This is a genomic window from Lactobacillus fornicalis (genome assembly GCF_055362665.1).
The window spans coordinates 16,892-43,188 of the sequence record NZ_JBLTIM010000025.1; the positions used below are offsets into that span (position 1 = coordinate 16,892).

General features: G+C 34.4%; 21 protein-coding genes. 20 read left to right on the top strand and 1 reads right to left on the bottom strand.

What is annotated here, in order from left to right; translation table 11 throughout:
* The first annotated feature begins 13 nt into the window (after positions 1-13).
* Together rny and ACNDLV_RS05955 are read left to right on the top strand one after the other, a co-directional pair.
* Entirely contained in the window at positions 14-1,645 is a 1,632-nt protein-coding gene (gene rny / locus ACNDLV_RS05950) for a ribonuclease Y (RefSeq protein WP_006587018.1), read from the top strand.
* Positions 1,646-1,750: 105 nt separating this feature from the next.
* On the top strand, positions 1,751-2,920 hold the full coding sequence (locus tag ACNDLV_RS05955) for an MraY family glycosyltransferase (RefSeq protein WP_006587017.1): 1,170 nt from the start codon (positions 1,751-1,753) through the stop codon (positions 2,918-2,920).
* 37 nt (positions 2,921-2,957) lie between these two features.
* Here ACNDLV_RS05955 and ACNDLV_RS05960 read toward each other — a convergent pair whose 3' ends face one another.
* On the bottom strand, positions 2,958-3,620 hold the full coding sequence (locus tag ACNDLV_RS05960) for a YigZ family protein (protein WP_006587016.1): 663 nt from the start codon (positions 3,618-3,620) through the stop codon (positions 2,958-2,960).
* A gap of 47 nt (positions 3,621-3,667) precedes the next feature.
* On the opposite strand from ACNDLV_RS05960, the gene ACNDLV_RS05965 reads away from it, so the two are divergent.
* The 18 genes from ACNDLV_RS05965 (at position 3,668) to ACNDLV_RS06050 (ending at position 26,289) form a co-directional block, all read left to right on the top strand.
* Complete coding sequence (locus tag ACNDLV_RS05965; protein WP_006587445.1) at positions 3,668-4,948, top strand: helicase-related protein; 1,281 nt, start codon at positions 3,668-3,670, stop codon at positions 4,946-4,948.
* Positions 4,945-5,622: a ComF family protein gene (locus ACNDLV_RS05970; RefSeq protein WP_006587444.1), complete on the top strand. Its 678-nt coding sequence runs from the start codon at positions 4,945-4,947 to the stop codon at positions 5,620-5,622. The genes ACNDLV_RS05965 and ACNDLV_RS05970 overlap by 4 nt, the downstream gene beginning before the upstream one ends.
* A 79-nt stretch (positions 5,623-5,701) precedes the next feature.
* Complete coding sequence (gene hpf, locus ACNDLV_RS05975; RefSeq protein WP_006587013.1) at positions 5,702-6,247, top strand: ribosome hibernation-promoting factor, HPF/YfiA family; 546 nt, start codon at positions 5,702-5,704, stop codon at positions 6,245-6,247.
* Positions 6,248-6,385: 138 nt separating this feature from the next.
* Positions 6,386-8,788 (top strand): preprotein translocase subunit SecA, encoded by a 2,403-nt coding sequence (secA, locus tag ACNDLV_RS05980; protein WP_006587012.1) that lies wholly within the window; start codon positions 6,386-6,388, stop codon positions 8,786-8,788.
* 56 nt (positions 8,789-8,844) lie between these two features.
* A protein-coding gene (gene prfB, locus ACNDLV_RS05985; RefSeq protein WP_143435212.1) for a peptide chain release factor 2 occupies positions 8,845-9,961 on the top strand; the annotation gives its coding sequence in 2 pieces (ribosomal slippage) (positions 8,845-8,916 and positions 8,918-9,961; 1,116 coding nt in all).
* A gap of 12 nt (positions 9,962-9,973) precedes the next feature.
* Entirely contained in the window at positions 9,974-10,279 is a 306-nt protein-coding gene (locus ACNDLV_RS05990; protein ID WP_006587010.1) for a hypothetical protein, read from the top strand.
* Positions 10,280-10,290: 11 nt separating this feature from the next.
* Positions 10,291-11,232, top strand: a complete 942-nt coding sequence (gene hprK, locus ACNDLV_RS05995; protein WP_006587009.1) for an HPr(Ser) kinase/phosphatase — start codon at positions 10,291-10,293, stop codon at positions 11,230-11,232.
* 19 nt (positions 11,233-11,251) lie between these two features.
* Positions 11,252-12,085 carry a prolipoprotein diacylglyceryl transferase gene (gene lgt, locus ACNDLV_RS06000; protein ID WP_006587008.1) on the top strand — a complete coding sequence of 278 codons (834 nt, stop codon included), beginning with the start codon at positions 11,252-11,254 and terminating at the stop codon, positions 12,083-12,085.
* Between the two features lie 2 nt (positions 12,086-12,087).
* Positions 12,088-13,110, top strand: a complete 1,023-nt coding sequence (locus tag ACNDLV_RS06005; protein WP_006587007.1) for an NAD(P)H-dependent glycerol-3-phosphate dehydrogenase — start codon at positions 12,088-12,090, stop codon at positions 13,108-13,110.
* 69 nt (positions 13,111-13,179) lie between these two features.
* Positions 13,180-14,106, top strand: a complete 927-nt coding sequence (trxB, locus tag ACNDLV_RS06010; RefSeq protein ID WP_006587006.1) for a thioredoxin-disulfide reductase — start codon at positions 13,180-13,182, stop codon at positions 14,104-14,106.
* Between the two features lie 125 nt (positions 14,107-14,231).
* Positions 14,232-15,956, top strand: a complete 1,725-nt coding sequence (locus ACNDLV_RS06015) for a phospho-sugar mutase (protein WP_006587005.1) — start codon at positions 14,232-14,234, stop codon at positions 15,954-15,956.
* 97 nt (positions 15,957-16,053) lie between these two features.
* Positions 16,054-18,099, top strand: coding sequence for an excinuclease ABC subunit UvrB (uvrB, locus tag ACNDLV_RS06020; protein ID WP_006587004.1), 2,046 nt, complete (start codon positions 16,054-16,056; stop codon positions 18,097-18,099).
* Positions 18,086-20,926 carry an excinuclease ABC subunit UvrA gene (uvrA, locus tag ACNDLV_RS06025; protein WP_022091229.1) on the top strand — a complete coding sequence of 947 codons (2,841 nt, stop codon included), beginning with the start codon at positions 18,086-18,088 and terminating at the stop codon, positions 20,924-20,926. The genes uvrB and uvrA overlap by 14 nt, the downstream gene beginning before the upstream one ends.
* A gap of 96 nt (positions 20,927-21,022) precedes the next feature.
* Positions 21,023-21,898 (top strand): RNase adapter RapZ, encoded by an 876-nt coding sequence (gene rapZ / locus ACNDLV_RS06030; protein ID WP_006587440.1) that lies wholly within the window; start codon positions 21,023-21,025, stop codon positions 21,896-21,898.
* Positions 21,899-21,907: 9 nt separating this feature from the next.
* Entirely contained in the window at positions 21,908-22,945 is a 1,038-nt protein-coding gene (locus ACNDLV_RS06035) for a gluconeogenesis morphogenetic factor MgfK (RefSeq protein ID WP_022091228.1), read from the top strand.
* Complete coding sequence (gene whiA / locus ACNDLV_RS06040; RefSeq protein ID WP_006587000.1) at positions 22,938-23,876, top strand: DNA-binding protein WhiA; 939 nt, start codon at positions 22,938-22,940, stop codon at positions 23,874-23,876. The genes ACNDLV_RS06035 and whiA overlap by 8 nt, the downstream gene beginning before the upstream one ends.
* Positions 23,877-24,016: 140 nt before the next feature.
* A complete protein-coding gene (locus ACNDLV_RS06045) occupies positions 24,017-25,231 on the top strand; it encodes a hypothetical protein (RefSeq protein ID WP_006586999.1) in 1,215 nt (404 codons plus the stop codon).
* Between the two features lie 65 nt (positions 25,232-25,296).
* Entirely contained in the window at positions 25,297-26,289 is a 993-nt protein-coding gene (locus ACNDLV_RS06050) for a D-2-hydroxyacid dehydrogenase (protein WP_006586998.1), read from the top strand.
* Positions 26,290-26,297 lie beyond the last annotated feature (8 nt).

Below are 26,297 nucleotides of genomic sequence, written 5' to 3' on the forward strand. Positions count from 1 at the left end.
GGCGATAGTGATAATGATGAAAACAGATTTAATTCCTGTGTTAATCGCTATTGTTTCACTTTTAATTGGTTATGGCATTGGTTATTTAATTAGAAAGTTGCATTGGGAGAAACAAGCAGAGAATGCACGTAATGATGCACAACATTTGCTTGAAAATGCCCATACTAAATTAGATGCTATTAAGGCGGAAGTTGAGGTAGCTAAACAAACTGCTAAAACAGTTCGCCAAGAGGCAGAAAACGATAAAAAAGCGCAAATTTTAGAAGCAAAAGAAGAAATTAGAGCTTATCGTGAGCAAACTGAAAATGATTTGAGTAAACAAAGAATTGAACTTAGTCATCGGGATGCTCGTTTGCAACAAAAAGAAGATGCCATTCAAGAAAAAGAAAAGGATTTGAGCAAAAAAGATGCTCAACTCACACAAACTAAGACTCAGTTGGAGCAAAGAGAAGCCGACCTTACTCAAAAGCAGACTGAAGCCGATGAGTTATTATCTCAGCGGAAAGAGAAGCTTTATGAAGTAGCAGAATTAAGTAAGGACGAAGCTAAGAAAATAATTTTAGCTGAGTTAAGTAATCAACTTGACAGTGAGCGTGCTGAATTAATAAGAAATAGTAATGAGCAGGCTCAAGCCAAGGCGGATCGTTTTGCTCGACAAATTTTGGTAGATGCAATTCAAAGTAGCGCGGCTGATACTGTTGCTGAAACAACGGTGTCAGTTGTCGAACTGCCAAATGAGGAAATGAAGGGAAGAATTATCGGCCGTGAAGGTCGGAATATTCGCTCCTTTGAAGCCTTAACTGGTGTTGATTTAATTATCGATGATACTCCAAAAGTTGTGACTTTGAGTGGCTTTGACCCAATTAGACGAGAAATTGCTAAGAGAGCAATGGAACGTTTAATTAAAGATGGGCGTATTCATCCAGCGAGAATTGAAGAAATGGTTGATAAAGCTCGTAAAGAGGTCAATGATGATATTTATGAAGCTGGTGAAGGAGCTTTGATTGAATTAGGTATTCATAAAATGCATCCTGAATTGGTAAAAGTTTTAGGTCGACTTAAATATCGGACTTCTTATGGCCAAAATGTTCTGGCTCACTCAATTGAAGTTGGGAAGTTAACTGGAACTATGGCGGCTGAACTTGGTTTAGATGAAAGATTAGCGGTTCGCGCGGGATTATTACACGATATTGGTAAGGCTATCGACCACGATATTGAAGGTTCCCACGTCGAAATCGGTGTTGAATTAGCACGTAAGTACCATGAATCTGATATTGTAGTCAATGCAATTGCAGCTCATCATGGTGATGTGCCTAAATTATCGTTTATTGCAGAGTTAGTTGTGGCTGCTGATACCATATCTTCAGCAAGACCAGGTGCACGAAGTGAGTCATTAGAAAATTATATTAGAAGACTTACTCAATTAGAAACAATTGCTTCAGGCTATCAAGGTGTTAGTCAAGCATTTGCAATTCAAGCAGGTCGTGAGATTAGAGTTATGGTTGAACCAGATAGGATTTCTGACGATCGGACGACAATTTTAGCTAGAGATATTCGAAACCAAATAGAAAAAGAAATGGAATATCCTGGTAATATCAAAGTAACCGTAATTCGTGAGAAACGTGCGGTGGCGATTGCTAAATAACCAAAAAGAGGACTTATTTGTATAAATAAGTCCTTTTTGTATTTGTACTAATTTTTCACAACTTGTATAATAAACGCTAGATATTAGCAGAAAGTTTAGAAAAACATGTTTTTAATTATTGTAAAATTATTCTTCTTAGTAATTATTCAAACGGCTGTAACGCCTTTTATCAGAAGATTAGCATTTGTTTTAGGAGCAGTTGATAATCCTAATGCACGTCGTGTTAATAAAAAGCCTATGCCTACAATTGGAGGATTAGGTATTTTTGTGACCTTTAATATTGGAATTTTTATTTTATTGCGGGAGCAGTTCCCAACACATGAAGCTTTTTCAATTTTACTTGCTTCTAGTGTGATGGTTTTAACTGGTTTAATTGATGATATTTTAGAATTAAAACCTAAGCAAAAACTAGCAGGACAAATTATTGCTGCTATGATTATTTATTTCTTAGCTGGAATTAGAATGAAAGAAATTATTCTACCTTTTTCCAAACAAGTTATTACTTTAGGTTGGTGGAGTTTACCTATTACCATTTTTTGGATATTAGCCTTAACTAATGCAGTTAACTTGATTGATGGATTAGATGGATTGGCAACTGGAGTTTCATTAATTTCATTGTCAACGATGGGAGTTGTTGGATATTTCTTCCTTCACACTAAAGAACTATATATTCCAATTGCTTGTTTTATTTTGGCAGCAGCTTTATTGGGCTTTTTACCATATAATTTCCATCCAGCTAAAATCTTTTTAGGTGATACAGGGGCTTTATATATAGGCTTTATGATTTCAATTTTATCTTTGAAAGGTTTAAAGAATGTAACCTTTATTTCTTTAATTGTGCCAATTATTATCTTAGGTGTGCCAATTACTGATACTGTTTATGCAATGATTCGTAGGAAATTAAATCATAAGCCTATTTCTCAAGCTGATAAGCATCACTTGCATCATCAATTGATGAGAATGGGGCTTAGTCATCGACAGGCTGTATTATGTATTTATGGGATTTCATTAGTCTTTTCGTTTGTTTCACTGCTTTTCCTTTTATCACCTTCTTGGGGAATTTGGCCTTTGATCTTAGGTTTGCTGATTGCATTAGAATTTTTTGTTGAGTCAGTTGGTTTGTTAGGTGATAAATATCATCCATTGCTTAATTTGATTCAAAGAATGATAAATAGCACTCGAAGAAGTGATCCAACGGTTGAGGTTTGGCATCTTGGTGGTGAAAAACCTAATCAATTAAAACGTAAAACAAGTAGAGATAATAAAGATAATTAGTTTTAATGCAAAAAACTGGGGTAAAACCCCAGTTTTTTTATTGTTCATGATAGTTGACTTCTTTAAGTAAAATTTCGTTATAGCGCTGACCGATTTCTTTTAAATCAACTTTTCCTTTTAATAAATCAGTAAGGTCAGTTTCTAATGGTTCGATATCTTTATCTTCGACAAATAGTGTAAAAGTTACATCAGTTCCATATTCACGATTAGAAACAAAAACGTTGTTTTCTTCTAAATAATGATTTATCTCATCTAGGCGATTATAGGCAATTGAGAATGTTAATTCTTTTTGTAATACTCTTTTTACAACACCAATCGCTTTGGCAGCTTCAGTTACACTATTTGAATATGCTCGTATTAATCCACCTGCGCCAAGTTTTATTCCACCAAAATATCGAGTTACTACAACGGTAACATTTTTTAATTTCATTAATTGTAAAGCTCTTAATTCAACTACTCCAGCAGTTCCTTGTGGTTCGCCATTATCGCTGGCTTTTACTTGATCGTCATTTAAGCCAATTGTATATGCATAGGTATTGTGAGTAGCATCATGATATTTTTTGGATATTTCTTTGACAAAGGCTTCGGCTTTCTCTTTAGTATCTGTTCTGGCGAAGCTTGCAATAAAACGACTCTTTTTTATTATTAATTCGTTTTGTCCAGCTTCTTTAATGGTTAAAAAATTTTCTTTTTCTGACAAAAAAATTCTCCTTTCTTGGGGGTAATTAAATTTAGGGAGGAAATTTTATGGAAAATCATACCTCACTAGCAGGAAGACAATGGATTATCAATCAAGATGATTCTAGCATATTTCCTAATTGTGAAAAAATTAGCGGAATAATTAATAATATTTGTCAGAGATGTGGAAGCTATTGCAATACTAAAATAGCTGGGAAAAAACTTTACTGTCGAGCGTGCATTGGACTAGGGAGAGTGAGTGAGAATGACTACTTAATTAGGGATTTAAGTAATAAGTCATACTCAAAACAAAATGATTTGTTAACTTGGTCAGGGAATTTGACAGCTAGACAAGCAAAAGTATCACAAGAAATTTGTTATGCTTTTAAAAAACGACAAGATCATTTAGTTCATGCAGTAACAGGAGCTGGAAAAACAGAGATGTTATTTGACTGCTTAAAATTATGTTTAGAAGCTGGATTAAGAGCCTGTATAGCTACTCCTAGAATTGATGTGGTTAATGAATTATATCCGAGAATTAGTAGTGCTTTTTCTAAAATAAAAATAGGGAAGTATCATGGTCGAGAGTATAAAGATTATGAAGCAGAACAATTAATTATCTGTACAACTCATCAATTGCTAAAATTTTATCATGCTTTTGATTTATTAATAATTGATGAAGTGGATTCTTTTCCTTACGCTCCAAGTCCTATGTTGCATTTTGGGGCCAATAATGCTGTTAAAACTGATGGTATGAAGTTATATTTAACAGCAACTCCACCAGATGATTTACTTGAAAAAATTAAACACAAAAAAATTACAGTTTCATTATTAAATAGACGCTTTCATGGGGGACTTTTACCTGTCCCTAAAGAAAAATTATTTTTAAAACCTTTTTTGAAGAAAAAGCAGTTAAATAAACATCTACTCAAGCAAATAATATTAGTAATAAAAGCAGGCCACCCGCTGTTATTATTTGTACCAAGGATAAACGAAATACCAGTTTATTTAGAAGCTTTAAAAGCCTGCCATCAATTGAAAGAAATGGTAATAAAGGGTGTTCATGCGGCTGATGAAGCACGGATTGATAAAGTACAGGAATTTAGAGATAAAAAGATTGATATTCTAATTACCACAACTATTTTAGAAAGAGGAGTTACTTTTAAACATGTTTGGGTAATTATTGTAGCAGCTGATGATGCCATTTATACAAGAGCATCTTTGATTCAAATTGCAGGTAGAGTGGGGAGAAGCAGTGATGATCAAGATGGGTTAGTTTTATTTTGCTATCATAAATATACTTTACCCATTAGACAAGCAATTTCAGAAATTAAGAGGATGAACCGATGAGGTGCTATCTTTGCGGAAATAAATTTTTACCAGCTTTAAATTTTTATAACTTGTTTAATCCTTTATCTGAAAGTGTAGATATTCTGTGCCTTGATTGTCGAAATTCTTTTTCCTATTTAGAAAAGGGATGCAAGTACTGCCAAAAATCTGGAGAAAATGAAATTTGTCAAGATTGTCAAATTTGGCAGAAAAAATATCAAGCTTTGTTAAAGAATCGAGCAATTTATGCATATGATGTGCAGTTTTATAATGCAATGAGGTTATATAAAAGATATGGGGACTATCAAGTAGGCAAGGCATTAGCAGCTTTAATTAGAACGCGTGTGCCACTAGGTTTTGATTACTATATCCCCATTCCCACCTCAGAAAGTCATATCAAAAAAAGGGGCTTTGACACGATTTATGAAATTTTTCGAGATTTGGTACCTTTATGTCCAATCTTGAAGAAATATGATTTAAAGATTAGTCAAGGAGAGTTAAATCGTCAGGAACGTTTGGCAACTCCTCAAAGTTTTTATCTCGAAAAAAAGACTAAGCAGCAGTTAAATCCCAATGGCAAAGTGTTACTTCTAGATGATATTTATACAACTGGACGAACCTTGTACCACGCAAGAGATGCTATTTGGCAACTATATCCAGATATACATGTAGAAAGTTTTACAATTAGTCGATAAAGGTCGTGCAAGTGCTTACATTTTTGGTATAATATAGGTGTAAAGAAAAACCGCATAGCGGTTGAAAGGAGAATCTTTTATGTTAAAGTACAATGTACGTGGTGAAAATATTGAAGTAACTGAAGCTTTGAGAAGCTATGTTGAAAAGCGTTTGGAAAAGCTTGAAAAATATTTTGAATTAACTTCAGATGTTATTGCACACGTTAACTTGAAAGTTTACAAGAACCACGATGCTAAGGTTGAAGTAACGATTCCCCTCCCATACTTAGTCTTGAGAGCTGAAGAAACTTCTGATGATATGTATCGGAGCATCGATTTTGTTTCCGATAAACTTGAACGTCAAATCAGAAAGTATAAGACCCGTGTTAACCGTAAAGGCCGTGAAAAGGGTGTTAAGGACTTCTTCATTGAAACTCCAGCAGAAGAAGAAAAGCCTACTAGTGAATTTGATATTGTCCGCAATAAGCGTGTAAGTTTGAAGCCAATGGATCCTGAAGAGGCAATTTTGCAGATGGATATGCTTGAACATGACTTCTTCGTATTCCAAGATGCTGAAACTAATGGTACTAGCATTGTATATCGGAGAAATGATGGTCGCTATGGCTTGATTGAAACTAATGAATAATAAATATTAAAATATTCTAGGACCCCTTGGGATTAAACTCAGGGGGTCTTTTATATTAGTTATTTTTCTTTTTTTTAATAATATGGTAAAATATCATTTGTATTTTAGACTTTAAATTAGATTTTAGGGACCGATTTAATGGTAAATATTTTAAAAAAACTATACGATAGTGATAAAAGAGAACTTAAAAAATTTGAAAAATTAGCAGATAAGGTAGAAGGCTATGCTGATGAAATGTCTAAATTAAGTGACGATCAGTTACAAGCTAAGACTCCTGAATTTAAGAAAAGACTTGAAAATGGTGAAAGCCTAGATGATATACTTCCAGAAGCTTTTGCTGTTTGTCGTGAAGGAGCTAAGAGAGTTTTAGGCCTTTATCCATATCGCGTTCAAATAATTGGTGGTATTTCACTACACTTTGGTAATATTTCAGAAATGATGACTGGTGAAGGTAAGACTTTAACAGCTACTATGCCAGTTTATCTTAATGCACTTACTGGCAAGGGTGTTCACGTAGTTACTGTTAATGAATACTTGTCTGGACGTGACGAAGAAGAAATGGGGCAGTTATATCGCTGGTTGGGCTTAACTGTTGGTTTAAACTTGAATGAAAAATCACCAGATGAAAAGCGTGCAGCATATAATTGTGATGTTACGTATTCAACTAACGCTGAATTAGGTTTTGATTATTTACGTGACAACATGGTTGTTTATAAAGAACAAATGGTTCAACGACCACTTAATTATGCAATTATCGACGAAGTTGACTCTATTTTAATTGATGAAGCTAGAACACCATTGATTATTTCTGGTGAAGCTCAACAAGCCACAGGCGAATATATTAGAGCAGATCGTTTTGTAAAAACCTTAACTGAAGATAAGAGTGACGATGATGTTGATGATGACAAGGATTATGGTGACTATAAGATTGACTGGCCAACCAAGACTATTTCATTAACTCGTCAAGGAATTGCTAAGGCATGTAAGCATTTTGGCCTTAAAAACTTATATGATGTTGAAAACCAAGTTTTAGTTCACCATATTGATCAGGCTTTACGTGCGAACTACATTATGCTTAAAGATATTGATTACGTTGTCCAAGATGGGGAAGTATTAATCGTTGACTCATTTACTGGACGTGTAATGCAAGGTCGTCGTTATTCTGATGGTTTACACCAAGCAATTGAAGCCAAGGAAGGAGTTAAGATTCAAGAAGAATCTAAGACTCAAGCTACAATTACTTATCAGAATTTCTTTAGAATGTACAAAAAACTATCTGGTATGACAGGTACCGCTAAGACGGAAGAAGAAGAATTTCGTGAAATCTACAACATGCAAGTTATCACAATTCCAACTAACCGTCCTATTCAAAGAAAAGACATGCCAGATATTCTTTACCCAACACTTGATGCTAAATTTAAAGCTGTTGTCGAAGAAATTAAAAAGAGACATGCCAAGGGACAACCTGTTTTAGTAGGTACTGTTGCAATCGAAAATTCAGAACGTTTGAGCAAAATGCTAGATGCAGAAAATATTCCTCACGCTGTTTTGAACGCCAAAAACCATGCTAAAGAAGCTGAAATTATCATGAAAGCTGGTCAAAGAGGAGCAGTTACAATTGCTACTAACATGGCTGGACGTGGTACTGATATTAAGCTGGGGCCTGGTGTTCGTGAACTTGGTGGATTAGCAGTTATTGGTACTGAAAGACACGAATCACGTAGAATTGATAATCAGCTTCGTGGACGTTCAGGACGTCAAGGTGATCCTGGTTATTCACGCTTTTACTTATCACTTGAAGATGATTTGATGAAGAGATTTGGTGGAGATCGAGTAAAAGTATTCTTAGACCGAATTTCTGACAATGATGATGATAAAGTTATCGAAAGTAGAATGATAACTCGTCAAGTTGAATCAGCTCAAAAACGTGTTGAAGGTAATAACTATGATACTCGTAAGCAAACTTTGCAATACGATGACGTTATGAGAACACAACGTGAAATTATTTATGGTGAAAGAATGCAAGTGATTGAAGAAGATAAATCACTTAAAAATGTCTTGATGCCAATGATTAAGCGGACTATTTCTCATCAAGTTGATATGTTTACTCAGGGTGACAAAAAAGATTGGCGAATCGATTCATTACGTGACTTCATTGTTTCAAGTCTTACCAATGAAGAAGTTGCTGATAAGATTGACTTGAAGAATATTAAATCTGCTGATGAACTTAAAGAAAAGCTTTATAACTTGGCAGAGGAGAATTATAAAGATAAAGAAGAAACTTTATCTGATCCTAGTCAAATGCTTGAATTTGAAAAGGTTGTTATTTTAAGAGTTGTTGATGATCGCTGGACTGATCATATTGATGCAATGGATCAATTGCGGCAATCAATTGGTTTGCGTGGTTATGGTCAACTTAACCCATTAGTTGAATATCAAGATGCTGGTTATAGAATGTTTGAAGAAATGGTTGCCAACATTGAATTTGATGCTACTCGCTTATTTATGAAGGCTCAAATTAGACAAAATATTGCAAGATAGTTGATAATAAAAGAGGAGGCAAAAGCTTCCTCTTTTTTGCATAAAGGAGATAAAAAATGGAAATAAGTGAAATTTCGACTGTACTTGATGAATTACGTGTTAAATTAAATCATTTCAGGAGGTCTCTTTGACTTTGATGCTTTAAATGAAAGTATCGCAATTAATGAAGAAAAGATGGCTGATCCTGATTTTTGGAATAATCAAGAATCAGCTCAAAAATTAATTAGTGAAACAAATAAATTAAAAGAAAAAAGAGATCACTTTAATGACTTAGCACAAGCTTTTTCTGATGAAGAAACTGCTTTAGAGTTATTAAAAGAAGAACCTGATGATGACTTGCAAGTTGAAGTAGAAACTGATTTAGAAAAATTAAAAGATAGTTTTCACCAATATGAATTAAATTTACTTTTATCAGGTAAATATGATGCCAATAATGCTTTAATGGAAATTCATCCTGGTGCAGGTGGTACTGAGGCAATGGACTGGGCGCAAATGCTTATGCGAATGTATCAACGCTTTAGTGAAGCCCATGGCTTTACATTTGAAATTGATGATTATGAACCTGGTGATGAGGCGGGTGTAAAAAGTGTAAGTATTTTAATTAAAGGAACTAATGCCTATGGCTTGTTGAAAGGAGAAATGGGAGTTCACCGTTTAGTTAGAATTTCACCATTTGATGCCGCTAAAAGACGGCATACATCTTTTGCAAGTGTTGAAGTTATTCCAGAAATTGATGATAGTATTGAAGTAGATATTAATCCAGCTGACTTGAGAATAGATGTATTTAGATCAAGTGGTGCAGGTGGACAACATATTAATAAAACCTCTAGTGCGGTTAGAATTACTCACTTACCTACTGGAATTGTAACTACTTCTCAGGCTCAACGTTCACAATTTCAAAACAAAGAAACAGCTATGAATGCTTTACGCGCTAAATTGTTTCAATTAGAGGAAGAAAAGAAGCGTAAAGAAAAAGAAAAATTAAAAGGTGTTCAACAAGATATTGCTTGGGGTTCACAAATTAGGTCATATGTATTTCATCCATATAGTATGGTTAAGGATCATCGAACTAATTTTGAAACAAGTGATGTTAATGGTGTTATGGATGGAAAGCTCGATAACTTAATCTATTCTTTCTTACAATGGAGATTAAGTCAAGAGAATCCAGAATAGAGGGTGAATATTATGGGATTTATTGAATTTTTAGTAGTAGTATTAATTTTAGCAATTGTTGTATGTGTTTTATTCGCTTTATTAAAGCTATTTATTCTTATCTTGCCATTTATTCTGATTATTGCAGGGTTAATTTGGTTATATATTTATTTCTTGAAACGTAAAATTCGACGTGAAATTAGTAAAGAAATGGATAGTGACTATAAAATGAGTTGGGAAGACTTTGTTTCTTATGGGAAGAACACAAATAAAGATACAGAGGAGCATCATCGCAAACCAGCTCGTGATGTAACAACAGAGGATGTTAATGACAAATAGAGGTTAAGATTATGGCTGATAAAGTTGAATTAACAGAATTATTTGAAGATAATAATGTTTTACATGTAGTTCAAGGAAAGGAATTAATTAAAAATCGGGCAGTAACTGTTTCTGATATTTATCGTCCTGGTCTTGAATTAACTGGCTATTTTGACTTTTATCCTTCAAAAAGAATTCAATTACTTGGCAGAACTGAGATTTCTTATGCAGCAATGCTTGATCATGAAACACGTTTGCAGGTTTTCAATAAAATGGCTACACCTGATACGCCTTGTTTCTTGATTTCTCGTAGTTTACCAGTACCAAAAGAATTAACAGAAGCTGCAGCTAAAAATGGGATTCCTATTTTAACTACACCTGAATCAACAACATACATAATGAGCGTGTTGACTCAATATTTACGAGAACATTTAGCACAAAGAACTAGCATTCATGGCGTATTAGTTGAAATTAATGGTATAGGAGTTTTAATTACTGGTGCGAGTGGTGTTGGTAAAAGTGAAACAGCATTGGCCTTAATCCAACGAGGGCATCGTTTGATTGCAGATGATCGTGTTGATGTTTATCAAAGAGATCACGATACTGTAGTTGGTGAAGCACCTAAAATTTTAAATCATTTAATGGAAATTCGTGGAATCGGAATAATTGACATTAAAGATATGTTTGGTGTAGGAGCAGTTAAGGATCATACAGAAATTAAATTAGTAATTAAGTTGGAAAATTGGGATCCTAAAGCTAATTATGATCGTTTAGGCTTTGATCAAGATACTCGCGAAATTTGTAACATTGAAGTTCCTCAAGTTACGATTCCAGTTAAAGTAGGGCGTAATTTAGAAATTATCATTGAAATTGCGGCTTTGAACTTTCGTGCTAAGCAAATGGGCTTTGATGCAAGTGTTACATTCCAACAACAATTAGCAAAATTAATTGCAGAAAATGAAAAAAATAAGTAGCTAGAACGGAGGAAATGATTTGTTTTTAGCACTAAATCCAGTTGCTTTTCAACTTGGAAATTTGAGCGTCAAGTGGTATGGAATTTTTATGGCAACTGGCGTTTTGATTGCTACAACAATGGCAATTATTGAAGGTAAAAAACGGCAAATAATGAGTGATGATTTCATTGATTTTTTGCTTTGGGCTGTACCAATTGGCTTTATAGGAGCTAGAACGTATTATGTGATATTTGAGTGGGGATATTTTTCACAGCATCCAGACCAAATTATTGCAATTTGGAATGGTGGAATTGCAATATATGGCGGCTTGTTAGCTGGATTAGTGGTGCTACTTATTTTTTGTAGGAATCGTATGTTGCCACCTTTATTGATGCTTGATATTATTACTCCTGGTGTTTTAGCGGCACAAATTTTGGGACGTTGGGGTAATTTTATGAATCAAGAAGCCCATGGTGCACAAACAAGTCTTACATTCCTGCAAAGTTTGCATTTGCCAGAGTTTATTATTAAGCAAATGTATATTAATGGACATTATTATCAGCCAACGTTTTTATATGAATCCTTTTTTAATTTCATTGGCTTAGTTTTGATTTTAATGTTTCGACATAAGAAAGGTCTCTTTAAACGAGGAGAGGTTTTTGCTAGTTATATAATTTGGTATTCAACAGTTCGCTTCTTTGTCGAAGGAATGAGAACAGATAGTTTATATATTTTTAACGTAATTCGAGTATCACAAGCTTTGAGTTTGGTATTATTTATTGCTGCTATTATCTTTGTTATTTATCGTCGCAAGCAAGATAATGTAGCTTGGTACTTAGATGGTAGTGGATTAAAATTTCCATATGAGAGGTAATTATGAGAAAAATTGCAGTTTTAGGTAGCGGATCATGGGGAAGCGTCTTGGCTTCTATGTTGGCCGATAATGATGTAAATAATCAGGTTGTATTGTATGGAAATCGACAATCAATTTGCGATGAAATTAATGAAAAACACAGTAATAGCCATTATATGAAAGATTGGTCATTAAATAAAAGTGTATTAGCAACTACTGATTTAACACAAGCTGTTAAAGATAGTGAATTGGTATTATTTGTTGTTCCTACTAAAGCAATTAGAGAAGTTGCTCAAAATGTTAAAAAAGCAATGCTCGACACTAATACACAGCCATTAATTGTGGCAGCAACTAAGGGAATTGAACCAGGAAGCAAGAAGCTAATTTCACAAATTTTAACTGAAGAAATTTATCCAGATCATGAAGATAAGATTGTTGCAATTTCTGGTCCAAGTCATGCTGAAAATGTGGCTCAAAAGGATATTACAGCAATTACTTGTGCTTCGACTAATTTTGAAAATGCAGAAAAAGTACAAGAAATTTTTTCAAATGATTATATGCGCTTTTATACCAGTAATGACTTAATTGGAGTTGAAATTGGTGGCGCTGTAAAAAATGTGATTGCTATTGCTGCTGGGATGTTGGTAGGAAAAAAATATGGTGATAATGCCAAAGCGGCTTTAATGACTCGAGGCTTAGCTGAAATTATGAGATTGGGTGTTTCTTTTGGTGCCCAACCGTGGACTTTTAGTGGTTTATCAGGAATAGGTGACTTAATAGTTACTTGTACTTCAGTAAATTCTAGAAATTGGCGTGCCGGTAAAGCACTTGGTGAAGGTCAAAAGTTAGAAGCTGTGTTAGAAAATATGGGACAAGTTGTTGAAGGTGCTGTTACAGCTAAGGCTGTACATGAAATTTGTCAAAAAGATGGTATTGATATGCCAATTTCTGAAGCTATTTATAAAGTTTTGTATGAAGGTGCAGATATTGATGAAGAAATTCGTGCAATGATGTGCCGTGAAAAGACAAGTGAAGTTCGCTGGTAAGCAGATAAATTGCCAAAAGTATTTTCTAAGGTATAATTATACTTATGAAAAGTAAGCAGGAGGCATAAGATGACAAAGCAATACGATATTATTATTATTGGTGCCGGACCTGGCGGTTTAACTGCTGCACTTTATGCGGCAAGAGCTAATTTAAGTGTTTTAATTTTGGATCGTGGAATTTATGGTGGCCAGATGAATAATACTGGTGCGATTGATAATTATCCAGGCTTCTTAGAAATTCAAGGACCGGAATTAAGTGAAAAAATGTATCAATCTGCAATGAAATTTGGTCCAGAATTTAAATATGGCGATGTAACTAGTGTGGATTTTTCTAAAAAAATAAAGTTAGTCAAAACTAGTGATGCTGAATATGAAGCAAAAGCTGTAATTATTGCTACTGGTGCTGAACATAAACATTTAGGTGTTCCCGGAGAAGAAGAATATTCAGGCCGTGGAGTTTCTTATTGTGCCGTTTGTGATGCTGCATTTTTTAAAGATGAAGATGTAGTAGTTGTAGGTGGCGGAGACTCCGCAATTGAAGAAGGCTTATACTTAGCTAATATTGCTAAAAGTGTTACTGTAATTCACAGACGTGATAGTTTACGAGCACAACCTGTATTGCAAAAGAGAGCTTTTGCTAATAGTAAAATGAACTTTATTTGGAATGCACAAACCGAAGAAATTATTGGTAATGACCAAAAAGTTACGGCTATAAAATATCTTGATAAAGAAACTGGTGAGCATAAAGAGATTAATGCAAGCGGTATTTTTATTTATGTTGGAGTTGAACCTCAAACTAGTTTATTTAAGGAACTAGGCATTACTGATAAGCAGGGCTGGATTATAACTAATGAGAAAATGCAAACTTCATTAGATGGAGTTTTTGCTCTCGGAGATGTTCGTGCTAAAGACTTAAGACAGATAGCGAATGCTGTTGGTGATGGTAGTATCGCTGGACAAGAAGCTTATAATTATCTTCAAAGCTTAAATGACTAGAAATAATAAGAGTCTGCAAGTAGCAGGCTTTTTTGTATGCTTTTTTTCATTAATTACAAAGTGGTATAATAAAAACTATACTAGTTTATTCTATGGATTAAAAAATTAATGATAGGAGCTACTTTATGACTGCTAGACAAGCATACGAAAATTGGCTTAAAGCTGAAAACTTACCAGATTATTTACAAAGACAATTAAAAGAACTTGGTCAAAATCCTGCTTGGGTAGATGATGCCTTTGGTACTGATATTAACTTTGGTACTGCAGGGATGCGTGGTTTACTTGAACCAGGGACTAATCGAATTAATGTTGTAACCGTGGGTCGTGTTACTGAAGGATTAGCCCAATTAATTGAAAAAGAAGGTCAAGAAGCTAAAGAAAAGGGTGTAGTAATTTCTTTTGACTCACGATATCATTCAGAAGATTTTGCAAAGCTTTCTGCGCAAATCTTGGGTTATCATGGCATTAAGGTTTACTTGTTTGATGGTTTGAGACCAACACCAGAATTGTCATTTGCAATTCGCCATCTTGGTACCTTTGCTGGTATTATGGTGACAGCTTCACATAACGCTAAACAATATAATGGTTATAAGATTTATGGTGCTGATGGTGGGCAAATGCCTCCAGAACATGCAGCCGTAGTTGAAAAAGCTGCTTTAGAAGTGGAAAATCAACTCGCAATTCCAGTGAGTCCAATTGAAGAATTACGTGCGAAGAATATCTTACAACTTGTTGGTGAAGATGTTGATGAAGCATATCTTGAAGCACTAGATACCATTAATGTTAACCATGACTTAATTAAGGAGACTGCTGATAAGTTAAAGATTGTTTATACACCAGTTCATGGTACAGGTAAGGTAATTTATGATCGTGCCTTTAGACAAGGTGGATTTAAAAACTTTACAGTAGTTCCAAGTCAAGCGATTATCGATCCTGAATTTCCAACTACAATTAAGCCTAATCCTGAATATCGTCAAGTATTTGATGAAGGGGTCAAGGTTGCAGATAAAGTTGGAGCTGATATTATTGTTGCAACTGACCCTGATGCTGACCGTTTGGGTGCAGCTGTTAGAACTCCAAATGGTGACTTTCAAGTTTTAACTGGTAACCAAATTGCTACTTTAATTTCTAACTACTTATTAACTAATTTGAAGAATTCTGGTAAATTGGATTCTTCATATGAAATTATTACTAGTGTTGTTTCAAGTTCTTTACCATTTAAGATTGCTAAATCTTTTGGCATTCAAACTAAGTATGTCTTAACTGGCTTTAAGTATATTGGTGAAGAAATTGATCGTTTACACAAAACTGGTGATGGTCAATTCTTAATGGGCTTTGAAGAGAGTTATGGTTTCTTATTTAAGACCTTTAACCGTGATAAAGATGCCATGCAAGGTGCATTGATGTTCTTTGAAGTTGCTGCCTACTATGCTTCAAGAAATATGTCAGTATTTGACGGATTACAAGAAATCTGGAACAAGTATGGTGCAAGTTGTGAAATCACTAAGGCAATTGAAATGCCTGGACTTGATGGTCAAAAACGGATGGCAAAAGTAATGGAAAACTTGCGTAAAGAACAGCTTAAAGAAATTAATGGCCATAAAGTAGTTAAGATTGAAGACTTTGAATTGGCTAAAGAAGTTACTGAAGCTGGAGAAAGAGAATTAGTTGGCTTCCCTAAGTCAAATGTACTTAAATACTTCTTGGATGATGAAACTTGGGTTGCACTTCGTCCATCAGGAACAGAACCAGTAATTAAAGCTTATGTTGGTACTAATGCTGAAACTTATGCTAAGGCTGAAGAAAAATGCAAGGCATATCATGATGCAATTGCAAAATTTACCAAATAATAAGCTTATTACCTGCGAAAACATGTTCGAAGTAGTAAAATAAGAATAATGATAAATTGGACTATTAAAGTCCAATTTTTTTTGCGGGGGATTTTTTATGATTAAAAGACAAACCAATCGAAAGTTTGATTTAGTTTCAAAATTTAAACCTGCAGGCGATCAAGAACAAGCAATTGATAAATTGACCGCAGGCTTTAAAGCGGGAGCGAAAGAACAAATTTTGCAAGGCGCAACTGGTACGGGGAAAACTTTTACCATGGCTAATATAATTGCAAAATTAAATAAACCTACATTAGTTATTTCTCATAATAAAACCTTAGTTGGTCAGCTATATGGGGAATTTAAGCAGTTCTTTCCCAATAACGCTGTAGAATACTTTGTTTCATATTATGATTACTACCAGCCAGAAGCTTATGTACCAAGTTCTGATACCTATATCGAAAAAGATTCTTCAATTAATGATGAAATTGATCAGCTTCGTCACAGAGCAACTAGTGCGTTGATGGAGCGCAATGATGTTGTGGTGGTCGCAAGTGTTTCTTGTATTTATGGTTTGGGGGATCCTAAAGAATATGCAGCAAGTGTCTTGAGTTTGCATGAAGGTCAAGAATATGAACGTAATGTCTTATTGCGAGATTTAGTAAATATTCAATATGATCGTAATGATATTGATTTTCAACGTGGTCGTTTTCGGGTTAGAGGAGATATTGTGGAAATTTTTCCAGCAGGCAATAGTGACCACGCATTTAGGGTAGAGTTTTTTGGCGATGAAATTGATCGAATTGTCGAAGTAGATTCTTTAACTGGAGAAGTAATTGGTGAAAGAGATCAAATTTCGCTTTTCCCAGCAACTCACTTTATGACTAATGAAGAACAGATGAAGCAAGCCCTTAAACGAATTAGTCAGGAAATGGATTTGCAAGTTAAGAAATTTGAAGGAGAAGGAAAGCTTCTAGAAGCACAACGAATTAAGCAAAGAACAACTTATGATATGGAGATGATGAGTGAAGTTGGATATACAAATGGTATCGAAAACTATTCAGCTCCGATTGAAGGTAGAAAAGCAGGAGAGCCACCCCATACTTTACTTGATTTCTTCCCAGATGATTTCTTAATTTTAATTGATGAATCCCATGCTACTATGCCGGAGATTCGAGCAATGTATAATGGTGACCGCAAACGGAAAGAAACCTTGATAGACTACGGTTTTCGTCTGCCGTCTGCTTTGGATAATCGCCCCCTCAAACTTGAAGAATTTGAAAAACACGTTAACCAGATTTTGTATGTTTCTGCCACACCTGGTGATTATGAGCTGAATCGAACTAATAAAGTAGTCGAACAAATTATCAGACCTACTGGCTTACTTGACCCTAAGATTGAAGTAAGACCAATTCAAGGCCAGATTGATGATTTAGTTGGTGAAATAAATAAACGAATTGAGCGAGATGAACGGGTCTTTGTTACTACTTTGACTAAAAAAATGGCTGAAGACTTAACTGATTATTTGAAAGACTTAGGAATTAAAGTTCGCTATTTGCATTCAGATATTAAAACCCTGGAGCGAATGCAGATCCTCCATGACCTGCGAAAAGGGGACTTTGATGTTTTAATTGGAATTAACCTTTTAAGAGAAGGTATTGATGTACCAGAAGTATCTTTGGTTGCCATCTTAGACGCTGATAAAGAAGGCTTTTTACGGTCAACTAGACCATTGATTCAGACGATGGGGCGTGCTGCCAGAAATAGTGATGGTATGGTTATTATGTATGCTGATAAGATCACTGATTCAATGAAAATTGCGATTGATGAAACTCGTCGTCGTCGTGAAAAACAAATTGCCTTTAATGAAGAACATGGTATTACGCCTAAGACGATTGTTAAACCGATTCGTGATGTTATTTCAATTACTAAACCTGTTAAAGAAGAGAAAGAAAAGGAAAGTTTTGCCGATCTTAACTTTGATGAATTAACTAAAAAGCAAAAGCAAGCTATGATTAAAAACTTAACTGATCAGATGCAAGATGCAGCAAAGAAGTTGGACTTTGAAGCTGCTGCTAATTTGCGTGATGCAATTATGGAATTGCAAAATTCAGTTCATGCACCAAAAAAGCATAAGGGGAAGGATTTTGATGGTAAGAGATAAAATTGAAATTCATGGAGCTCGTGAACATAACTTAAAAGATATTGACTTAACAATTCCCAAAGATAAGTTAGTTGTTGTAACAGGCTTATCAGGTTCTGGTAAAAGTTCACTTGCTTTTGATACTTTATATGCAGAAGGACGCAGACGATACGTTGAATCTTTATCGTCATATGCAAGACAGTTTTTGGGACAAATGGATAAAGCTGATGTTGACTCGATCGATGGATTAAATCCGGCTATTTCGATTGATCAAAAGACTACTTCACATAATCCACGCTCAACTGTAGGGACAGTAACAGAAATTAATGATTATTTACGTCTTTTATGGGCTAGAGTAGGACATCCAATCTGTCCTAATGATGGAACTTTAATTGAAAGACAGTCAGTTGACCAAATGGTTAAACGAGTTATGGATTTACCAGAGCGTAGCAAAATTCAAATTTTGGCACCAGTAATTCGTCAAAAGCGTGGTATGCATCAAGAAGTATTTAAAAAAGTGGCTCGAGCTGGTTTTGTTCGTTTATTAGTTGATGGTGAAATGCATGAAGTAAGCGATGAATTTGATTTAGATAAAAACAAAAAGCATTCAATTTCAATTGTTGTTGATCGTTTAATTATTAAAGATGGAATCAAAAGTCGTTTGACCGATTCAATTGAGTCGGCTTGGCGCTTGTCTGAAGGCTATATGGATGTCGATGTAATTGGTGGACAGGTTTTGAACTTTTCTGAAGATTATGCGTGTCCTAAATGTGGCTTTTCAGTTGGCGAAATGGAGCCACGATTATTTTCATTCAACGCACCTTTTGGAGCATGTGAAGCTTGTGATGGTTTAGGGATGAAATTAGCTGTTGATGAAGATTTGGTTATTCCAGATAAAGATAAAACCTTAAATGAAGGGGCAATTGCTCCTTGGGCTAATAGTGACTATTATAAGATGATGCTCGCTCAAGCTTGTCAGAGTTTACGAATTAATATGGACAAACCATTTAAGAAATTAACTGAACGTCAACGAAAAATAGTTTTATATGGGTCAGATAAAAAAATAAAATTCCATTTAGAAGGTGATTTTGGCGTAAATGATACAACGCAAGCTTTTGAAGGGGTTATGAATAATATTGATCGGCGCTATCATCACCCGATGAGCCAATTTATGCGTGAAGTGATGGGCAAATACATGACTGAATTAACATGTGCAGTTTGTCATGGTAAGCGTCTTAATCAAAAAGCTCTTGCTGTTAAAGTAATGGGACAGGATATTAGTGAGGTTAGTGACTTACCAATTGGTAAAGAATTAACTTTCTTTAAATCTGTGAAATTATCCGAAGCAGAAAGCATGATTGCTAAGCCGATTTTAAAAGAAGTTATTGATCGGCTAACATTTTTGGTTAATGTCGGGTTAGATTATTTGACGCTGTCGCGTTCGGCTGGAACTTTATCAGGTGGTGAAGCACAAAGAATTCGTTTGGCTACACAAATTGGCTCTAATTTATCTGGAGTAATGTATATTTTGGATGAACCTTCTATTGGATTGCATCAAAGAGATAATGACCGCTTGATTGCTTCATTAAAGAAAATGCGTGATTTGGGTAATTCTTTAATTGTGGTGGAACACGACGACGAAACAATGAAACAAGCAGATTATTTGATTGATATGGGTCCAGGAGCTGGTAGCTTCGGAGGTAAAGTGATGGCTGCAGGTACGCCTGAAGAGGTGATGGCCAATCCTAATTCATTAACAGGCCAATATCTGTCTGGTAAAAAGTTTATTCCCGTTCCAACTGAAAGAAGAAAAGGCAATGGCAAGAAAATTACTGTTTCTGGAGCTTGCGAACATAACTTGAAGAATATTACAGTTGATTTTCCATTAGGCAAATTTGTTGTTGTAACAGGTGTTTCTGGGTCTGGAAAATCCACTTTAGTTAACACAATTTTAAAACGGGCACTTGCACAAAAGCTAAATCATAATTCTGCTAAACCAGGGAAGTTTGAAAAAATAACCGGTTATAAAGATATTGAAAAAATTATTGATATTGATCAAAGCCCAATCGGTAGAACTCCTCGTTCAAATCCGGCTACATATACTAGTGTTTTTGATGATATTAGAGCCTTATTTGCTCAAACTAACGAGGCCAAGATTCGAGGTTATACTAAGGCGAGATTCTCATTTAATGTAAAAGGTGGGCGTTGTGAAGCATGTCATGGTGATGGAATTATCAAAATTGAGATGAATTTCCTTCCTGATGTCTATGTTCCATGTGAAGTCTGCCATGGCCGAAGATATAATTCTGAAACATTAGAAGTTACTTATCATGAAAAAAATATTGCGCAAGTACTTGATATGACAATTTCTGAAGCTCGCGAATTCTTCAGTAAGATTCCAAAAATTCATCGTAAATTGCAAACAATAGTTGATGTTGGTTTGGGATATGTTAAATTAGGTCAATCTGCAACTACACTTTCTGGTGGTGAAGCACAGAGAATGAAGTTAGCAAGTGAACTTCAAAAATTATCAACTGGGAATAATTTTTATATTTTAGATGAACCAACTACAGGGTTACATGTTGATGATATCAAGCGTTTGCTAGTTGTTTTACAACGGTTAGTCGATCAAGGAAATACTGTTCTAGTTATTGAACATAATTTAGATGTTATTAAGACAGCAGATTGGTTAATTGATTTAGGACCAGAAGGTGGTGAAGGTGGAGGTCAAATCGTTACGACTGGTACACCTGAAGAAGTTGCAGAATGCGAAAAATCATGGACAGGAAAGTATTTGAAGCCAGTTTTACAGAGGGATAAAAACCGCACTTTGGAAAACGAAAAATAAAGTAAGTTTAAAAAATTTGCTACTTTTACGGTAGTGAATTTTTTTATATTAAATGAAACACCCGGTGTGATATAATTTTCACAAGGAGGGGTTATTATGGCTAGCGAAACAAGACAATTATTAATTGTTACTGGAATGAGTGGTTCAGGAAAAACTGTAGCTGCCCATTCATTAGAAGATTTAGGCTATTTTGTTGTTGATAATTTACCACCCACTTTATTAGGCAGTTTTTGGGATTTAATGAATACATCTGATGACTTTAATAAAGTTGCGGTTTTAATTGATTTGCGAGTTAAAAGCTTCTACAAAGATTTAGAAAATGAGATTAATTCTTTAGAAGATAACGGAAATACTCAAGCAACAATTTTATTTTTAGATGCTAGTGATGACGTATTAGTTGCTCGTTATAAAGAAACTCGGCGTCTGCCACCATTAGCAAGAAGTGGCCGTTTGCTTGATGGTATTCAAAAAGAACGGGCAATTTTATCACCAATAAAAAACATCTCTAATATTATTGTTGATACTTCTAGTTTGACCCCCAAGGATTTAAAAGCAAAATTAACCGGCCTCTTTAGTGAACATGGTCGTAAGCCGTTTACAGTTGAAGTAATGAGTTTCGGATTTAAATATGGTATGCCAATTGATGCCGACATTGTTATGGATGTTAGATTTTTGCCAAATCCTTTCTACATTCCTAATTTAAAGCCTTTTACTGGGCTTGATAAGCGAGTGTTTGATTATGTTATGGATAAAGATGTAACTAAGGTTTTTTATAAAAAGTTATTGGACTTAATAGAAACTACAATTCCAGGTTACATTAAAGAGGGAAAAGAAAAGTTAACAATTGCAATTGGGTGTACTGGCGGACAACACCGTAGTGTATCAATTGCACAACAGTTAGCACGTGATTTATCAAAGAAGTATCCAGTTGATATTTCACATCGTGAAATAAGCCGTTATATCAGAAAGTAGGTGGAGCATTTGGCTTATGCTGAAAGCCGGATTATCCGAGTTATTAAAGGGCGTCGGCCTAAGGTAGTAGTAATTGGTGGAGGTACGGGCTTACCAGTTATTTTGAATGCCTTAAAAGAAAAGAATGCTGAAATTACAGCGATTGTTACAGTTGCCGATGATGGTGGCTCTTCTGGTGCAATTAGAAATTATATTAATGTTGTCCCACCAGGTGATATCAGAAATGTATTAGCTGCTTTGAGTGATTTGCCACAAGAAGCAAAAGATATTTTTCAATATCGTTTTGATAGCTCAGATTCATTTTTTGCCGGTCATGCGATTGGTAACTTAATCATTGCGGCATTAAACGAAATGCATGGGAATATTTTTGATGCTGTTCAATCATTATCTAAAATGATGAAAGTAGATGGACATGTTTTCCCTGCTTCCAATGAACCATTGACTTTAAATGCTGAATTTGTTGATGGCAGTCGTGAAGCTGGTGAAACAGAAATCACTAGTAAGGATAAAAGGATTAAGCGAGTTTGGGTGACTGATACCAATGATGACAAAGAACCTGAAGCGGTATTACCTGTTTTGGCGGCAATTATGCAGGCGGATGCTGTGGTATTAGGCCCAGGAAGCTTGTTTACTTCAATTTTACCTAACTTAATGATTAGTAATTTAGGGGAAGCTATTAGACAGACAAGTGCCGAAGTAATTTATATTTGCAATATTATGACGCAAAAGGGTGAAACTGATCACTTTTCTGATGCAGATCATGTGCGGATTTTGAATGCTCACCTAGGTGGAAATTATATTGATACTGCTTTAGTCAATGGGGCAAAAATCGATATGAGTAAGTTTAATCCAGCTGATTATGACGAGTATCTTGAACCAGTATCGAGTGATTTTGCAGGTTTACGTGAGCAAAATTGTCGCGTTATCACTGATGACTTTATTGACCAAAGACATGGATTGGTTTTTCATGATGGTGAAAAAGTAGCTAAAGAAATTATTGATCTCGCTTTCGAAGCACATTGCCGACGAGGTGAAAATAATGGTTAGTTATGCAAGTGAAGTAAAAAAAGAATTAACTAATTTAGAAGTTCATCCTGAACATGCCAAGGCTGAATTATCCGCTTTTTTACGGATGAATGGAATTTTGAACTTACATGACCACCAATTAAGTTTAGATATCACAACTGAAAATCCAGCGATTGCTCGCCGGATTTTTACGTTAATCAAGGTAGCTTATAATATAGAGCCATTATTAATTGTTTCTCGTAAGATGAAACTAAAAAAGAATAACCAATATTTGGTTAGACTTAATCAACAAGTAAATGAAATCTTAGCTGATTTGGAGATTGTTGATCCTGAAAAAGGGTTTGTAATTGGAGTACCTAAAAAGGTGCTTGAAGAAGAACAGCGCGCGATGTCATATCTTCGAGGTGCTTTTTTAGCCAGTGGTAGTGTAAACAATCCTGAAACTAGTCGATACCATTTAGAAATTTATTCTGTCTATGAAGCACATAATGACGATATTTCATATTTAATGAACCATTATTTTAACTTAAATAGTAAGAAAACCAAGCGAAGAAGTGGTTACATTACATATCTTAAAGAAGCTGAAAAGATTGGTGATTTTTTACATATTGTTGGTGCATTTAATGCAATGTTAGCTTTTGAAGATTTAAGAATTATGCGGGACATGAGAAATTCAGTGAACCGACTAGTAAATTGTGATACAGCTAACTTAAAAAAGACAGCTAATGCTGCAGCAAGGCAAGTAGAAGATATCCAATTGATAGATGAAAAACTAGGATTAGATCAGCTTCCTGAAAAGTTAGAATCATTAGCTAGATTTAGGTTAGAAAATAGTGACTTAACTTTAAAAGAAGTAGCTGAACAAGTTCCAGATGGTCCAATTTCTAAATCTGGAGTTAATCATCGTTTTCAGAAAATTAGAGAAATTGCGGATAAATTACGTGAAGGATAGAAGTCATGAGAAGAGAAATTCTCATGACTTTTTTGGTAGGAGAGTATTAATTGCAAGTTTAATATTCTGAAGCATTATATAATATAAGTGGAGAAATAAAAGCCTATAGTAAAACAATCTCGATTGTTGGAGGTTATACTATGAAAACTTTAACGATAAGAAATAGCTTAATTTTTATTGTATATGGTCTTCTACTAGATTATGCAATTCGGCAAGCCATGATATTGCTATTTTATTTTATTGCGCTTGTATCTATAGGTGGTATCGTTTACTTTCTATTTAAGAACAGTTCAAGAATTTTAACTTTCACTATTTGGAATGTGTTATCTCTTATGTTACTTATTCATATAGTACATTCTAATTTGAAATATGAACTTGTCATAATTGCGGGTCTTTTATTGCTAATTGCTTTAAACAATCAAAAACAAACTATATTTAATTTTCATTTTCAAGTGATTACTTTTGTAATTATGGCTTTGAGTATAGTTTTTCTTAATTCAAAACTTAATATAACCAATGCGAGTATAGTTGCTGGACTTTTCATAATTGGTTTTGGTGTAGTTTTATTTTTATCTAAAGAAAAAAGTATGGTGTTTTTACTTTTAGGAGCAATTTTAAGCTTGGTAACTAGGTTCTTAATTGGTATGACACAAGGGATAACAACAGCAGTATTATACTTTTTAGTAATTGCGCTATGGCTACATTTAGATCAGTTGTTCCTATATTCTTTAGCTTGGTTAAAGCAGAAACATGTTACTTTTGATGCTAATGTAATTCGAAGGAGTTCATTTGTATTAACCTTTTTGATTGGTTTATTGGGGCTTTTTGCAACTAACCTTAATTATGTTAGTGGTGTTAGTGGAATTTGGATTTTATACAGTGTGTTCATGGCTAGAGCAAAAGATAAGTTTATTTATTTTGATTTTAGTTTAGTAATCGCGCTTTTATTAATTTTAAAGTTAAATAGCACAATCTTTGCAATTGCAATTTTAGTTTTAGAACTATTGAAGTTAGTTTTGAAAGCCTATTCACAGCCCTTACCAAAGATGTATTTTTCACTTTTATCTTGTGCATTTATTGGCATTTTAACGTTACAAGGGACAGTTATTGTAAACTATAGACTATTTATTTTTGTACTTTTAACCTTTATAGCAGCGATCTTGCTGAGGTTTGAAAAAGGAATAAGTAAATTGGGTTTAGTATTTATCCAATTAGTTTTAATGTTTGTTTTACCATTAACTGATTCTAAAGCAGGATTAGCATTTTTCCTTGCAGTTGGAATTTACATATTGGTAGAAGAAGTATTACTGCTAGCTTTTAGAAGAAAAATAAGCAAGATAACTAGTAATTTCTAACTAAAGTATTATTATTTAAGTAAATATATAAACAAGTATTTTCTTTTTGAAAGTAGGTAATTATAGTGAAAATTGCAGTTTTTAGTCCAAGTGAAAGTGAAAGAAAATTAATTGCAGCTACGGAAAAGAAATTCGGTTGTGAATTAAAATTGATTGATGATCCACTTTCTGCAGAAAATGTTGATCAAGTAGCTGATTGTAATGGAGTTTTGCTTAAACCACTTGGCAATTTAGATGATGAAATTGTTTATAAGAAATTAGCTGATTATGGTATCAAATCAATTGGTCTTCGAATTGTGGGAACTAATACAATTGATTTTGATCTAGCAAAAAAATATCACTTAACAGTTACCAATGTGCCAGTATATTCACCACGTGCAATTGCTGAAATGGCTGTAACTCAAGCAATGTATTTGAACCGCAAGATTGGCGAATTTAAGGCTAATATGGATAAAGGTGACTTTACCAATCCTGATAGTTTAATTAGCAATGAAATTTATAATAAGACTATTGGACTTATTGGAGTTGGACATATCGGTAGTGCAGTTGCTCAAATTTTTAGTGCCATGGGAGCTAAAGTATTAGCTTACGATGTGATTTATAATCCCGAAGTTGAACCATATTTAACTTATGCTGATTTTGATACTGTTTTGAAAGAAGCAGATATTATTTCACTTCATACGCCATTACTTAAGAGTACTGAGAATATGATTGGTAAAAAGCAATTTGCGGAAATGAAGAATGATGCAATTTTAATTAATGCCGCGAGAGGTGAATTAGTTGATACAGCTGCTTTGATTGAAGCACTTGAAAAACATGAAATTGCTGCAGCCGGACTTGATACATTAGCTCATGAATCAAGTTACTTCTTTAAGAAAGTTGATGATGCTCAAATTCCGGCTGACTATAAGAAATTAGCAGCTATGCCAAATGTAATTGTGACACCTCACTCAGCATACTTTACTAAAACTTCAGTTAGAAATATGCTTGAAATAAGTTTGAAAGATACACTTGCAATAGCCAAAGGTGAAAGAGCTCACTTTGTGGTAAGTCGTTAAGAATAAAA

Excerpts from the sequence above, each read along its gene's own strand:
- rny (WP_006587018.1), top strand. The coding sequence starts at position 14 with ATGATGAAAACAGATTTAATTCCTGTGTTAATCGCTATTGTTTCACTT.
- ACNDLV_RS05955 (WP_006587017.1), top strand. The coding sequence starts at position 1,751 with ATGTTTTTAATTATTGTAAAATTATTCTTCTTAGTAATTATTCAAACG.
- ACNDLV_RS05965 (WP_006587445.1), top strand. The coding sequence starts at position 3,668 with ATGGAAAATCATACCTCACTAGCAGGAAGACAATGGATTATCAATCAA.
- ACNDLV_RS05970 (WP_006587444.1), top strand. The coding sequence starts at position 4,945 with ATGAGGTGCTATCTTTGCGGAAATAAATTTTTACCAGCTTTAAATTTT.
- hpf (WP_006587013.1), top strand. The coding sequence starts at position 5,702 with ATGTTAAAGTACAATGTACGTGGTGAAAATATTGAAGTAACTGAAGCT.
- secA (WP_006587012.1), top strand. The coding sequence starts at position 6,386 with ATGGTAAATATTTTAAAAAAACTATACGATAGTGATAAAAGAGAACTT.
- ACNDLV_RS05990 (WP_006587010.1), top strand. The coding sequence starts at position 9,974 with ATGGGATTTATTGAATTTTTAGTAGTAGTATTAATTTTAGCAATTGTT.
- hprK (WP_006587009.1), top strand. The coding sequence starts at position 10,291 with ATGGCTGATAAAGTTGAATTAACAGAATTATTTGAAGATAATAATGTT.
- ACNDLV_RS06005 (WP_006587007.1), top strand. The coding sequence starts at position 12,088 with ATGAGAAAAATTGCAGTTTTAGGTAGCGGATCATGGGGAAGCGTCTTG.
- trxB (WP_006587006.1), top strand. The coding sequence starts at position 13,180 with ATGACAAAGCAATACGATATTATTATTATTGGTGCCGGACCTGGCGGT.
- ACNDLV_RS06015 (WP_006587005.1), top strand. The coding sequence starts at position 14,232 with ATGACTGCTAGACAAGCATACGAAAATTGGCTTAAAGCTGAAAACTTA.
- uvrB (WP_006587004.1), top strand. The coding sequence starts at position 16,054 with ATGATTAAAAGACAAACCAATCGAAAGTTTGATTTAGTTTCAAAATTT.
- uvrA (WP_022091229.1), top strand. The coding sequence starts at position 18,086 with ATGGTAAGAGATAAAATTGAAATTCATGGAGCTCGTGAACATAACTTA.
- rapZ (WP_006587440.1), top strand. The coding sequence starts at position 21,023 with ATGGCTAGCGAAACAAGACAATTATTAATTGTTACTGGAATGAGTGGT.
- whiA (WP_006587000.1), top strand. The coding sequence starts at position 22,938 with ATGGTTAGTTATGCAAGTGAAGTAAAAAAAGAATTAACTAATTTAGAA.
- ACNDLV_RS06045 (WP_006586999.1), top strand. The coding sequence starts at position 24,017 with ATGAAAACTTTAACGATAAGAAATAGCTTAATTTTTATTGTATATGGT.